At 47.0% G+C, this 12,718-nt stretch carries 13 protein-coding genes and 1 pseudogene; 6 read left to right on the top strand and 8 right to left on the bottom strand.

All coding sequences use genetic code 11. From position 1 onward, the window contains the following. Positions 1 to 13 precede the first annotated feature (13 nt). The 6 genes from ilvC to CXB77_RS03080 form a co-directional block, all read right to left on the bottom strand. On the bottom strand, positions 14 to 1,030 hold the full coding sequence (gene ilvC / locus CXB77_RS03105; protein WP_172452522.1) for a ketol-acid reductoisomerase: 1,017 nt from the start codon (positions 1,028 to 1,030) through the stop codon (positions 14 to 16). 121 nt (positions 1,031 to 1,151) lie between these two features. After that, positions 1,152 to 1,847, bottom strand: coding sequence for a DarT1-associated NADAR antitoxin family protein (locus CXB77_RS03100; protein WP_105072751.1), 696 nt, complete (start codon positions 1,845 to 1,847; stop codon positions 1,152 to 1,154). A gap of 1 nt (position 1,848) precedes the next feature. Further along, positions 1,849 to 2,367 (bottom strand): DarT ssDNA thymidine ADP-ribosyltransferase family protein, encoded by a 519-nt coding sequence (locus tag CXB77_RS03095; RefSeq protein ID WP_105072750.1) that lies wholly within the window; start codon positions 2,365 to 2,367, stop codon positions 1,849 to 1,851. 271 nt (positions 2,368 to 2,638) lie between these two features. After that, positions 2,639 to 3,130, bottom strand: a complete 492-nt coding sequence (gene ilvN, locus CXB77_RS03090) for an acetolactate synthase small subunit (RefSeq protein WP_105072749.1) — start codon at positions 3,128 to 3,130, stop codon at positions 2,639 to 2,641. A gap of 48 nt (positions 3,131 to 3,178) precedes the next feature. Next, complete coding sequence (ilvB, locus tag CXB77_RS03085) at positions 3,179 to 4,942, bottom strand: biosynthetic-type acetolactate synthase large subunit (protein WP_105072748.1); 1,764 nt, start codon at positions 4,940 to 4,942, stop codon at positions 3,179 to 3,181. Positions 4,943 to 5,053: 111 nt separating this feature from the next. Next, positions 5,054 to 5,953 (bottom strand): PilZ domain-containing protein, encoded by a 900-nt coding sequence (locus CXB77_RS03080; RefSeq protein WP_242445390.1) that lies wholly within the window; start codon positions 5,951 to 5,953, stop codon positions 5,054 to 5,056. A gap of 262 nt (positions 5,954 to 6,215) precedes the next feature. Between CXB77_RS03080 and CXB77_RS03075 the strand changes: the two genes are divergently transcribed. The 6 genes from CXB77_RS03075 to CXB77_RS03050 all read left to right on the top strand — a co-directional run bounded on the left by CXB77_RS03075 (position 6,216) and on the right by CXB77_RS03050 (position 11,254). Beyond that, on the top strand, positions 6,216 to 7,940 hold the full coding sequence (locus CXB77_RS03075; RefSeq protein WP_105072941.1) for a proline--tRNA ligase: 1,725 nt from the start codon (positions 6,216 to 6,218) through the stop codon (positions 7,938 to 7,940). 26 nt (positions 7,941 to 7,966) lie between these two features. Then, positions 7,967 to 8,482 carry a 3-hydroxyacyl-[acyl-carrier-protein] dehydratase FabA gene (fabA, locus tag CXB77_RS03070; protein WP_105072747.1) on the top strand — a complete coding sequence of 172 codons (516 nt, stop codon included), beginning with the start codon at positions 7,967 to 7,969 and terminating at the stop codon, positions 8,480 to 8,482. Between the two features lie 82 nt (positions 8,483 to 8,564). Continuing rightward, positions 8,565 to 9,608 (top strand): HDOD domain-containing protein, encoded by a 1,044-nt coding sequence (locus tag CXB77_RS03065; RefSeq protein WP_172452505.1) that lies wholly within the window; start codon positions 8,565 to 8,567, stop codon positions 9,606 to 9,608. After that, the gene (locus tag CXB77_RS03060) at positions 9,595 to 10,026 is read left to right on the top strand and encodes a DNA polymerase III subunit chi (protein WP_105072745.1); all 432 of its coding nucleotides are present in this window, start codon (positions 9,595 to 9,597) and stop codon (positions 10,024 to 10,026) included. Before CXB77_RS03065 ends, CXB77_RS03060 begins: the two co-directional genes overlap by 14 nt. Before the next feature lie 4 nt (positions 10,027 to 10,030). Further along, the gene (tsaB, locus tag CXB77_RS03055) at positions 10,031 to 10,702 is read left to right on the top strand and encodes a tRNA (adenosine(37)-N6)-threonylcarbamoyltransferase complex dimerization subunit type 1 TsaB (RefSeq protein WP_105072744.1); all 672 of its coding nucleotides are present in this window, start codon (positions 10,031 to 10,033) and stop codon (positions 10,700 to 10,702) included. A 339-nt stretch (positions 10,703 to 11,041) separates the two neighbouring features. After that, on the top strand, positions 11,042 to 11,254 hold the full coding sequence (locus CXB77_RS03050) for a cold-shock protein (RefSeq protein ID WP_105072743.1): 213 nt from the start codon (positions 11,042 to 11,044) through the stop codon (positions 11,252 to 11,254). Positions 11,255 to 11,412: 158 nt separating this feature from the next. Here CXB77_RS03050 and CXB77_RS03045 read toward each other — a convergent pair whose 3' ends face one another. Both CXB77_RS03045 and CXB77_RS20980 read right to left on the bottom strand, forming a co-directional pair. Continuing rightward, complete coding sequence (locus CXB77_RS03045) at positions 11,413 to 12,546, bottom strand: ATP-binding protein (RefSeq protein ID WP_242445389.1); 1,134 nt, start codon at positions 12,544 to 12,546, stop codon at positions 11,413 to 11,415. Then, positions 12,536 to 12,718: pseudogene (locus CXB77_RS20980) on the bottom strand (hypothetical protein); the annotation flags it as partial. The pseudogene CXB77_RS20980 and the gene CXB77_RS03045, both read right to left, overlap by 11 nt.

Genomic DNA, 12,718 nt, shown 5'->3' with positions numbered 1-12,718 from the left:
CCTATGCGATCAATCAGTTGCGGGTTTTATCCACCAGTTTCTTCTCACGAATCCACGGCATCATTTCGCGCAGTCGCTCGCCGACCACTTCAATCTGATGTTCCGCACCGAGACGCCGCATCGCTTTCATCGACGCTGCGCCAGCTTGATTCTCCAGAATGAATTCCTTGGCGAACTGACCGTTTTGAATCTCGGTCAGAATGCGCTTCATCTCCGCCTTGGTTTCGGCGTTGACGACACGCGGGCCGCGAGTCAAATCGCCATATTCGGCGGTGTTGGAAATCGAGTAGCGCATGTTGGCAATGCCGCCCTCGTAAATCAGATCGACGATCAATTTGACCTCGTGCAGGCACTCGAAATACGCCATTTCTGGCGCATAACCGGCTTCGACCAGCGTCTCAAATCCCGCTTGAATCAGCGAAGTCAAACCGCCGCACAGCACCGCTTGCTCACCAAATAAATCGGTTTCGCATTCCTCGCGGAAATTGGTTTCGATGATGCCGGCGCGACCGCCGCCATTCGCCGACGCATAAGACATCGCAATCTCACGCGCCTTGCCGCTGGCGTCTTGATGCACGGCGATCAAACTCGGCACACCGCCGCCTTGCGTGTAGGTCGAACGCACCAAATGCCCCGGACCTTTCGGCGCAATCATAATCACGTCCAAATCTTCGCGCGGTGTGATCTGACCGAAATGCACGTTGAAACCGTGCGCAAATGCCAGCGCCGCGCCCTGTTTAATGTGCGGAGCGACCTGCTCGCGGTACAGCGCTGCCTGATGTTCATCAGGCGCGAGAATCATCACCACGTCCGCGCCAGCAACTGCATCTTCGATGGATTTCACCGTCAAGCCAGCGGCAGCGGCTTTGGCTGCCGATGCCGAACCGGTGCGCAAACCGACCGTCACCGCAACGCCGGAATCTTTCAAATTGTTCGCGTGGGCGTGACCTTGCGAGCCGTAGCCGATGATGGCGACCTGCTTGCTTTGAATCAGCGCAAGGTCGGCGTCTTTGTCGTAATACACGTTAATTGCCATGCAAATCATCCTAGTGGATAGAAAAAACGTTGATAAAAAAGCGTTAACCAATACTCGTAAGAGTTAATGCCAGTATTAAAATCTACCAGCAATTTCAGGTAAGGTTAGCGAAATTTTAGAGTAATGTTCCTTGCCGTAAAGATTGAGAATGCGGTTGCGCGAAAGAATCTGGACGCAGAATACTAATAAATGTCTCCCTGTTTTCAACAGCTTCAGAAAGAATGCCTTTTTTCATAAGGGATACAAAAATAGCACAAGAGCGAGCCTGACAGTTTAGCGATTTACTTGGATTAAACTCAATATCGGTAAATCCACCAAAGTGACATAAACGCTCAAGATATTCCCTGTGTGGATAAATGGAACGAATATAGAGCCAATCATAAAAAGCTGTCTTTGGCTCAAGTGTCCATAATTCTCCATCAAAACGAAAAGAACTTAATGGGCCAGATCCTTTTAGTCTAGGATCTTTCTTTGCTTCTCTTGGATTTGTTTTGTATAGGTCATTGAAAGGACCACCACGAAGAAATACCTTACTCCCTTGATACGCATTTTCGAGAGGTATATCACCTATTTCTGGCACTAAAACCCTAAGATTAAAAGCACTCAAATGAACGCCGATTTTTTCTTCAGATTTAGTCGAAACTTCAAGTAAATTCTCATATCCTAAATGGTATGCGGCTTCGTGAAGTGCACGAATGTTCTTTTTTTTCTGAACAGGAGCAAATCCTGGACTCCATTGAAAATCAACAGATATTTCATCAACTAATCTAGCATTATCCGTTCGAGGTATAAAAACAGGTCGAGTTGCCATATCAAATATTCCCAATCATTTGCAGTGGTATAAATTCTGGGATCAAAGCTTCCGCTTTCCGAGCCTGCCTTCTGCGATCTTGGATAACGGGGTCACTCCAATCCGTTCGGTTATAAATAACTTCAAAATCTATCTTTTCCACTGCTTCAACTAACGAAAGCATAACAATTCCAGATTTGTTGGCAACATCTGAGGTGAACATTGTTCCTTGAGACATAAGCACATTTGGGTGAATACGCAACGTGGCGGTAGGTCCAATTCTTCGCTCCTTCTCTGCGGCGTAACACATTGGATGCGTATCCATAAAAGAAAGATGCACATATTGATGTAAGCCACGCCGTCGGTCGGCATCATGACTCCACTGATTACCTCCAGGACGTAGTGAAACGATTTGACGCTGTTCAAGTTGTTTTAGGGAATATATTCCACCGTAAAGTCGAATAGAGTCAAGATTTGCAACATCAGTGAAATGATAGAGGTGCTTAATATTGAAGTAGCAGATCAATTCTTCAGGCGTCATATTGCCTCTTAATTGCTAGAGATCAAAATTTAGTAGGAGTTATGCAGAAAGATGCAACTCATTTCTTTATAAAAACGTGATTATGCTTTGCACAAACCAATTTTCAATAAAATAAAACGTTTAGCGATCCAACTGTATAACTCTTCTATTTAGCATGAATTTTTGGTAGTGGTCTCATCGATAGGGCTGTAAAGCCTTTTATCATTTAGTTACAAAGGATTAAGAGATTCTTGCCCTACCGATTAGGGTCACTACCGAGTTTTTAACTGCCTCACAGCGTCAAACCCTTTTCACCGCGAGTGATGCCAGTCGGCCCAGAGCGCACCACTTCAATCAGTAAACCTTCCGGCACGGCGTCAATAAATGCGTCGAGTTTTTTCGATGCGCCAGTTAATTCAATGACATAACTGGTTTCGGTCACGTCGATGATTTTGGCGCGGAAAATCTCGGTCAGGCGTTTGAGTTCCTCCCGATCCGGGCGCTCGGCGCGAACTTTCACCATCATCATCTCGCGCTCGATGTGCGGTCCATCAGAGAGATCAAGCAGCTTCACGGTGTCGATTAACTTATTGAGCTGCTTCTTAATTTGCTCCACGATTTCCTCGCTGCCGGTCGTCACCAGCGTCATGCGCGAGAGCGTCGGATCATCAGTTGGCGCGACCGTCAGAGATTCGATGTTATAGCCCCGCGCTGAAAACAGACCGGCAACCCGCGAGAGCGCCCCAGCTTCGTTCTCCAGCAACACGGCGATGATATGTCTCATGTTTTTAATCTCGAAAAGCCCTCTGTAAAACAGAGGGTTAGGGAATTCTCAGGCCAGTTCGCGCTCGGTCAAACCGGGCGCAAGGTGCATTTCGTGGTGTCCTTTGCCAGCCGCAATCATCGGATAAACATTCGCAGTCGGATCAACCACGACATCAAGGAATACGAAACGATCTTTGAGCGCGAATGCTTCGCGCAATGCGCCTTCTAAATCAGCCGGTTGATCCACGCGCATTCCGACATGTCCAAAACTCTCGGCGAGTTTGACGAAATCCGGCAGCGCATCAACATAAGAATGCGAATAGCGGCTTTCATAAAACAATTCTTGCCATTGCCGCACCATGCCCATGTAACCGTTATTGAGCAGTATCACTTTAATTGGCAAGTTGTATTGCTTACAGGTCGCCATTTCTTGAATGCACATTAAAATGCTGGCTTCACCAGAAACGCAGGCAACTGCTGCATCAGGAAATGCCAATTGCACACCCATTGCTGCCGGTAAGCCAAAACCCATCGTGCCCAGTCCGCCGGAATTGATCCACCGCCGAGGTTTATTAAACGGATAAAACTGCGCGGCAAACATCTGATGTTGACCAACATCCGAAGTTAAATAGAGTTCGCCATTGGTGACTTGGTACAGCGTTTCAATCGCAAACTGCGGTTTAATTAAGGCGCTGGCGCGGTCGTATTCCAAACAATTCAATGCACGCCAGTCGTTAATTTTTGCCCACCAATCAGCGACTTGTGCAGAATCAGGGCGAGATTTCTGCGCTTGATAGAGCGGCAGCATTTCAGTCAATACGCTCGCTACTTGACCAACAATCGGCACATCGACCCGCACGTTTTTGGAAATTGACGATGGGTCAACATCAATGTGAATGATTTTGGCGTGTGGACAAAAATCGGCGATTTTTCCAGTCACGCGATCATCAAAACGTGCACCAACGGCAATTAACAAATCCGCCTCGTGCATTGCCATATTCGCTTCATAAGTCCCGTGCATTCCCAACATGCCAATGAATTGGCCGTCGGTGGATGGAAATGCGCCAAGTCCCATTAACGTGCTGGTAATTGGAAAGCCGCTGGCGCGTACCAATGCCGTCAATTGCGCTGAACCTTCGCCAAGCACTACGCCGCCACCGATATAAAATACTGGGCGCGTCGCTTGCAGCATTAAATCAATGGCTTTTTTAATTTGACCGGGATGTCCTTTTTCAATCGGATTATAAGAACGCAGCCGAATCTCACGCGGATAGTGATAGGGAATCTTGATATTCGGATCGGTGACATCTTTCGGAATATCAATCACTACTGGTCCCGGTCGCCCAGTGGTGGCGATATGAAATGCTTTGCGAATGGTTAATGCCAAATCGCGCACATCTTTAACCAAAAAGTTGTGTTTAACGCAGGGGCGCGTAATGCCAACGGTATCAACTTCTTGGAACGCATCGCTGCCTATAACTGGGGTTGGTACTTGTCCAGTTAATACCACTAGCGGAATTGAATCCATATACGCAGTGGCGATGCCGGTTACTGCGTTGGTTGCGCCTGGTCCCGAAGTGACGAGACAGACGCCACATTTGCCGGTTGCTCGCGCATAACCATCGGCTGCGTGCGCTGCGCCCTGTTCATGGCGCACCAAAATGTGCCGCACACCGCCGTGCTTAAACAGCGCGTCGTAAATGTGTAGCACCGAGCCGCCGGGATAGCCGAATACGAGCTCAACGCCCTCGTCAAGCAACGCCTGCACGACGATTTCTGCGCCGCTCAATTCATTGCCCGCTTCATCTGATTTCGTTTCCGTCAGTGCCATCTGCGACTCCTCATCAAACTGCGCCTGAAGTTAGGTGCAACAGTAAGAAAAGCGCCTGAAATTACAGGGATCGTCATTGGTGGTCAAGCCTCAAACAACGTACTTAGCGACCTATACCGAGCGCCCGACTTTCAACACACTTAACCGCGATTCCGATACGCCATAAGCGCGATCGTGAATGTTTTGTAAAAACTCCAATTCTTCCCACGCATCCGCTGGCCAACCGCCGGGTGATCCTTGATTGCCCAACGTTAAATCTTGAAAGAAGGTCTCGAATGCTTCTACATCGCCCCAGCCGACAGTGAGATGATTGAGCGCCTCTGGAAAAACTGTTTCGAGAACGCATGGAACACCGCTGGTGCCAGATTGACGGCTGCGATCAGCAACCGTTGGTTTGGCAAAAGCAGTTGGAGAAAATGGTTCCATTAAACTGGTGAGTTGTGAATTACCATCATAACGTGTTTCCGGCAGGCTATTCAGCAGTAAATCAACAAATATCCGAATAGAATCATTAGGATGTTCAAACACCAATTTCAAGGTATACAAATCAGCCCAATCAAAATAATTGGAATTAATTTTTTGCACACTGTTGACTCGTGCGCGTAAACGAATCACAGGCAAACCTCGTGTACCCGCAATCGACAATCGAATACTCTGGTGTTCTTCATACGCACTCGAAACTGTAACTTTATATTCACCAGTCGCAATTTGCGCCAGCATTCGCCGCAGTTCATTCGTATCCACCACAGTAATTTCTAAATCGCGTACTAAACCACCACTATCTTCAGCAATGCTTGAAGATTGATTACCATTCAGCATCTTTAAAAGTCGTTCCAGTCGCGCATGACTGCGTGGTGATAAACTATAAAAGCGCACGGCAATTAAATAACTACCATTTTGCAAGTGTTTTACCCGCACCAATTGCGCATCCGCAGTAATTTTTTCACCTTGTTTCCATGGCAAAACCAAGCGTACCGAACCAGTCTCCTGCGGCGGTGGATCGTTGATCACAAACAGCGCCCGCCCCAAGACAGGTCTTGATTGATCGCGTTCATTGACTCAGTCATCCGCGAAAATGTGATTTTAATCGGGATGTTGACCTGAATCCGCGTTTGGGTACGGCGCTCTGAAATACTGGTTTCGCTGTGAGCTGATACATGTCTTATGAACCTAGATAAACGTTGCGACAATCCGCAAACACTGTAGCGAAAAAGTTGTTTCTAACCGAATTGAACCATAAACTCGCTCGCTTTTACTGGCAATGACTCTTCTCATGCGCACCTCACAGTTTCCGCTCCAAACCATCAAAGAAATTCCCGCCGACGCCGAAATTGCAAGTCATCGCTTGATGTTGCGGGCAGGACTGATCCGCAAACTTGCCGCCGGGTTATACACTTGGCTTCCGTTGGGACTGCGCGTTTTGCGCAAAGTAGAACGGATTGTGCGCGAAGAAATGGATCGCGCTGGCGCGTTGGAAGTAGCGATGCCAGCCATTCAACCCGCTGAATTATGGCAAGAATCTGGGCGCTGGGAAAAATATGGTCCAGAATTGCTGCGGCTGCGCGATCGTCATCAGCGAGATTTTTGTTTCGGTCCAACCCACGAAGAAATTATTACCGATTTAGCGCGTAACGAACTAAAAAGTTATAAGCAGTTGCCCATTAATTTTTACCAAATTCAAACCAAATTCCGTGATGAAATTCGCCCCCGTTTTGGCGTGATGCGTGCACGAGAATTTTTAATGAAAGACGCTTATTCCTTTCATCTCGATGATGAGTCATTAGCGCAAACTTATCAGCAAATGCACACAACTTATTGCCGCATTTTTAATCGCTGCGGTTTAGATTTCCGTTCAGTGCAAGCCGATACCGGCAGCATTGGCGGTAATGCGTCGCATGAATTCCACGTTCTCGCTGCATCTGGTGAAGATGCTATTGCATTTTCCACTGCGAGTGATTATGCAGCCAATGTCGAATTAGCTGAAGCCATGCCATTGAATACTGCACTGTCGACACCGAGCGAATTGGCGCGGCTGATAGATACGCCAAATGCGCGAACAATTGCTGATTTGGTTGAACAATTTGAACAGCCTATTACGCGCACAATTAAAACGTTAATCGTCGCTGCTTCCGATGCAGTGGACGCAGATTTAGTGGCGCTATTGGTGCGCGGCGATCACGAATTGAATGCAGTAAAAGCAGAAAAATTGCCGCAGGTGGCGACGCCATTGCGCATGGCAACTGAGGCGGAAATCCGCACCGTGATTGGCGCTGGTCCCGGTTCACTCGGCCCAAAAGAATTGCCGATTCCGTGCATTGTTGATCGCACTGTTGCCGTCACCGCAGATTTCAGTGCTGGTGCAAATCAGGATGGAAAACATTGGTTTGGGTTGAATTGGGGACGCGATTTGCCGCTGCCGGAAGTAGCTGATTTACGCAACGTTATTGAAGGCGATCCAAGTCCAGACGGTCAGGGCACGTTGACGATTGCGCGGGGTATTGAGGTTGGTCACATTTTTCAATTGGGACGCAAATATAGCGCAGCATTAAATGCGACAGTACTTGGCGAAGATGGGCGAGCAACCACATTAACAATGGGTTGTTATGGAATTGGTGTATCGCGGGTTGTTGCAGCAGCAATTGAACAACATCATGATGAGCGCGGCATTATTTGGCCAACACCCATCGCACCTTTCGCAGTGGTTTTAATTCCGATGAAACTCAGTAAATCCTATCGGGTGCGCGAAGCCACTGAACAGCTTTATGCCAATCTTCAGTCCGCTGGAATTGAAGTGTTGCTTGATGACCGTGATGCGCGTCCCGGTGTGATGTTTGCGGATATGGAATTGATTGGGATTCCACATCGTATCGTCATTGGCGATAAAGGTATTGATGATGGTCAAGTAGAATACAAAGGGCGCACCGATGCAGAAATGCAATTAATTCCATTCACAGAGATCGTCGATTTTATTCGTGATCGTCTGAACACAGTAGTTTAATAACACCATTAACATAGCAGGATGAAATGACAAAAGAAGCCTCTTTTAACCGCGCTGAACTCCTTGCCTGTGGTCAGGGCGAACTTTTTGGACCTGGTAACGCACAATTGCCAGTTCCAAATATGCTAATGATGGATCGCATTATTCGCATTGCCAATTTCGGTGGCGCGAATAGCAAAGGAGAAATCCTCGCGGAATTAGATATCACTCCAGAACTTTGGTTTTTTCAATGTCATTTCCCCGGTGATCCAGTAATGCCCGGCTGTCTTGGTTTAGATGCGCTATGGCAACTCGTTGGTTTTTATTTGGGTTGGATTGGCAATCCCGGTCATGGACGGGCGCTCGGTGTTGGCGAGGTTAAATTCACCGGTCAGGTGTTACCTACAGCAACTAAAGTGACATATCATATTGATATGAAACGGATTATCACTCGTAAACTAGTGTTAGGAATTGGCGATGGAGTGGTACAGGTCGATGGGCGTACCATTTATACCGCTAAAGATTTACGGGTTGGTTTGTTCACTTCAACCGATGGTTTTTAATCGCGGTTAACAGCAACAACACTGATATTCAACGCAACGAATTACCCCGATTAAAGCATCGGGGTTTTTTATGGAGAAGCGAATGAACATCATAATGTGGTTAAAAAACTGGATACATTCTTTTTTTCACTATAAACACCGTCGTTTACCCACAGCACAATTTAAAAAAATAGATTATCCATTTGGCAAAGAACCAGCTAAACATTCCGCAGTAAATGTTGATTGTTTGGATTCGAGCTGGTGTCCATTAATGCTTGAACGCGACTATATTGCGTGGTTATTAGATGTAGAGTTTTTAACGTCGCAACCTTTGAGTAATAGTGAAACCGAAGCGTTAACAATTTTTGAACACATGGTGACAAGTAGGAAAACAATGGCGCAGATGCTGCCGCGTTTACCAGCAATCATTCCCCAATTGATGCGGAGTTTAAAAGATGACAACATCAGTAGTGCTCAATTAGCACAGCAAATCGCTCGTGATCCAGTGTTGGTTGGTGAAGTGATTGGTTTGGCAAATACACCTTATTATCGCAGGAGTCATAAAATTACCAGTATTGAACAGGCTGTTCTTTTGCTGGGTCAAAACGGATTACGGCAATTGGTTTCACGTGTAGCGTTTTATCCTATTCTTAATATCAATTCTCGAACAATGACACGATTAAATGGAGCACGTCTTTGGCAACAATCAGAGCACTGTGCGTTAATTTGTCGTAAAATCGCCGAACTCGAAAAGACAGATTCCTTTGCAGCGTATTTAGCAGGTTTAGTTTCTAATGTGGGTTTACTCGCTGGGTTACGAATAATGGATGAATTATTTACGACCAAAGCAACCTCACTATCTCACTCATGGGCATTTTATCAGGTGTTTATTACCTTAGCTAAACGCTTGTCTTATTCTATTGTTACTGAATGGGGGTTTCCAAAAGCAGTGACGCAAGCGTTGTTTGAACAAACAGATAATCATTTATTGACCATGCAAACGCTATTAGGTCAAATTCTAACTGCGGGTGATCGTTATAGCAAACTTTACATTCTCAATATACATCAGCGAATGCCAAAAACGACTGATGCACAAGACATCATTAACCATCCTTGTTATCGTCAATTTTGCAATGACACATATTAAATTTTATAGTTTACAACCCAATAGTCATGGCAATTATTTACAATTGGCTTGTCGTTTGGTTGAACGAATTTGTGCTGACCATTTACGCATTTTGGTCTATTGTCCAGATTCCGAGCAGGCGCAGTTATTTGATCGTTTACTATGGACATTTCATCAGGATAGTTTTTTGCCGCATGGTTTGGTAGGTAGTGTTGATCCGCAATGGACGCCAGTATTAATTAGCAGTAATGGTCAGCCAGAAACAGAGCAGCAAGTATTATTGAATCTGTCATTGGAAATACCCGTTTTTTTTGAGCGTTTTGAGCGTGTTTGTGAATTGATTGATCATGCGCCAGAAAGAATTGCGACTGGACGCGAACGTTTTCGTCAATACCGCGAGCGCGGTTTTCCGTTAGAACATCATTCAATTCGGTTATAATGCAATGAAATTATTGGCGATTGATACTTCTGGCGATGCTTGTTCCGCAGCATTGTTATTAGATGGTGCAATTGAACAGGTGCTGGAAATCGCGCCACGTCGTCACGGCGAACGCATTTTGCCGATGATGCAGATGCTGCTCGAGCAGGCTGGGTTGCGGGTGATTGATCTGGATGCACTGGCGTTTGGGCGCGGACCAGGGTCATTTACCGGAGTGCGGATGGCGACGGCAGTGATTCAGGGGGCAGCGTTTGCGGCAAATCTTCCGGTGGTGGCGATTTCGACACTAGCGGCGCTGGCGCAGGGGCAATTTCGGCGTGGCGGACAGCGGCATTTGCTCACGGCGTTAGATGCGCGAATGGGCGAGGTGTATTGGGGCTGTTTTACGATTGATAATCAGGATTTAGCGGTGTCGTGCGCTGCGGAGCGTGTGTGTTCACCATCGCAAATTGATGTGCCGAATGCGGCAGATTGGTGTGGTGTTGGCTCAGGTTTTGATACTTATACATCTGAATTATCAGGAATTATTGGACATTCGCTGCGCGAAATTCATTCGCATGATCATTGTGAAGCACAGGATGTCGCCATGCTTGCTGCAGCTGATTTCAGTGTCGGGCGACAGGTGGCAGCCGAATATGCGCTACCGATTTATTTGCGTGATCAGGTCACACGCTGACAGCGATTGCGTACAGGAAAACGTTGAGCCGTGCTAAACTTTTGTCAGTCGATATCGATATTGATGCGCTGGCTTTAGTGGCATCGTTTCGGTATTTCGCATCATGGTGCATTTAGACAGCGAGTTTTTAGCATTTCGCGTTAAACTTGCGGTTGAGAAATGTCATCCGCGCAATGCAAGTGCAGACGTTTTTAAAAAAAGTAAGATCGCGCCCCGTTAGGTTGGTAAGGTCTTGTAGAATTCCGTTCGGTTCCGAACGGACATGACCCTAGCCTCATGAAGAGGCAGGGTTTGCGTAATGCCAACTACGGTTGGTACGTCTAAAGTGATGAGGTCGATATGGCAGGCGAATTGGTTTCCGGTACGGTCAAGTGGTTCAATGACGAAAAGGGCTATGGTTTCATCGAGCGCGAAGGTGGCAAGGACGTTTTCGTCCATCACAGCGCGATCAATGGTTCAGGGCGTAAAACCTTGCTCGAAGGTCAGCGTGTCACGATGGAAGTGACGCAGGGTCCTAAGGGTCCCCAAGCTGAGAATGTCACTCCGAATTGATCGACGGTTTAGTCGGTCTCTGAACCGACTTTGACATCGTGTCTACGGGGTTCGATTTATGCGAACCCCGTTTTTTTGCGCCCTGTTTTGATCTCAACAGCAATTCCGCAATACTTCCGTTAACTTGGCGATCCGAATCGGTTTCGTCACAAAATCATTCATCCCCGCATCCAAACACGCCGCCGATCTTCTTCGGTCGCATTCGCCGTTAGCGCAATGATAATCGGCTGCTGCGCACTCGGCAGCAGTTGGCGAATCTGACGGCTGGCGCTGATCCCATCAAGTTCCGGCATCTGCACGTCCATCAAAATCACGTCGTATTCCTGACGTTGCACCGCCGCAACTGCTTCCAAACCATTTTTTGCCAAATCAGCCGACAAACCTAATGATTTCAACAATTTCATCGCCACTTGCTGATTGATTGGATTATCTTCCGTCAACAAAATACGCAGCGGCGGAAAGGGCTCTGGTGGTGGCGCTGCAACCGCAGGCGCACTCGGTGGCGCATTGAACGCTCGACGTTTGGCATCTTCCCGATCATCACTCCAAGCGCGTTGCTCACTAGTCGCCTGTTGATCGAGACAACTCGGCATCACCAATACGCAGCGAAAAGTACTCCCTTGACCGGGAATCCCGCTACTTTCGGCGGTAATATCGCCACCAAAAAGTTCGGCGAGGCGCTGACTGATCGCCAAACCCAAGCCAGTGCCGCCGTAACGCCGCGTCACCGAATTATCTACTTGACTGAATTTCTTAAATAAACGCGATTGACGGTCAGCGGGAATCCCGATTCCCGTATCGGTCACGGTCAATACCAATTCATAAAACACGCCAGCGCCCGCAATGTTTTTCGCAGCAAATGAACGGGGTGTCGTGATTTCATGCCCAGTCAATGCCACGCGAATACTGCCCTGTTCGGTAAACTTCACCGCATTATTGACCAAATTAATAATAATTTGCCGTAACCGATGATCGTCACCAATAAATGAACGTGGTAAAAGCGGATCAAGCATCAAATTCAGCGCCAATTTCTTTTCAATAACTTGATTGCGAATAAGATCAAGTGCTGCTTCAACACAATCTTTAAGCACAAAACGCACTGCATCCAATTCCAACATTCCCGCTTCTATTTTAGAGTAATCGAGAATATCGTTAATCAAAATTAACAGCGCATTACCGCCGGTTTCAATCGTATGAACATACTCGCGTTGCGCTGAATCTAACAACGTGGTTGCTAATAACTCACTGACACCAATAATCGCATTGAGTGGCGTCCGAATTTCATGGCTCATATTCGCCAGAAATTCGCTTTTTAGCGCGATTTGCTGCATCAGCTTCAATTTTTGCTTGTTTAAGTTCGGCATCAGCGCGACTTAACCGCAATTGCGTACTAACTCGCGCTGCCAGCTCGCCAACATTAAACGGCTTATTGACAAAATCTACCGCACCTGCAGTAAACGCATT

Source organism: Chromatium okenii (assembly GCF_002958735.1).
Classification (GTDB): domain Bacteria; phylum Pseudomonadota; class Gammaproteobacteria; order Chromatiales; family Chromatiaceae; genus Chromatium; species Chromatium okenii_A.
The sequence above is the reverse complement of the archived record's forward strand: the minus strand, read 5'-3'. Positions and strand labels throughout refer to the sequence as shown.

What these genes read in the sequence shown, in the direction of transcription:
- CXB77_RS03100 (WP_105072751.1), bottom strand. Translation starts at nt 1,847, where the DNA reads ATGGCAACTCGACCTGTTTTTATACCTCGAACGGATAATGCTAGATTA.
- CXB77_RS03095 (WP_105072750.1), bottom strand. Translation starts at nt 2,367, where the DNA reads ATGACGCCTGAAGAATTGATCTGCTACTTCAATATTAAGCACCTCTAT.
- ilvN (WP_105072749.1), bottom strand. Translation starts at nt 3,130, where the DNA reads ATGAGACATATCATCGCCGTGTTGCTGGAGAACGAAGCTGGGGCGCTC.
- ilvB (WP_105072748.1), bottom strand. Translation starts at nt 4,942, where the DNA reads ATGGCACTGACGGAAACGAAATCAGATGAAGCGGGCAATGAATTGAGC.
- CXB77_RS03075 (WP_105072941.1), top strand. Translation starts at nt 6,216, where the DNA reads ATGCGCACCTCACAGTTTCCGCTCCAAACCATCAAAGAAATTCCCGCC.
- fabA (WP_105072747.1), top strand. Translation starts at nt 7,967, where the DNA reads ATGACAAAAGAAGCCTCTTTTAACCGCGCTGAACTCCTTGCCTGTGGT.
- CXB77_RS03065 (WP_172452505.1), top strand. Translation starts at nt 8,565, where the DNA reads ATGAACATCATAATGTGGTTAAAAAACTGGATACATTCTTTTTTTCAC.
- CXB77_RS03060 (WP_105072745.1), top strand. Translation starts at nt 9,595, where the DNA reads ATGACACATATTAAATTTTATAGTTTACAACCCAATAGTCATGGCAAT.
- tsaB (WP_105072744.1), top strand. Translation starts at nt 10,031, where the DNA reads ATGAAATTATTGGCGATTGATACTTCTGGCGATGCTTGTTCCGCAGCA.
- CXB77_RS03050 (WP_105072743.1), top strand. Translation starts at nt 11,042, where the DNA reads ATGGCAGGCGAATTGGTTTCCGGTACGGTCAAGTGGTTCAATGACGAA.
- CXB77_RS03045 (WP_242445389.1), bottom strand. Translation starts at nt 12,546, where the DNA reads ATGAGCCATGAAATTCGGACGCCACTCAATGCGATTATTGGTGTCAGT.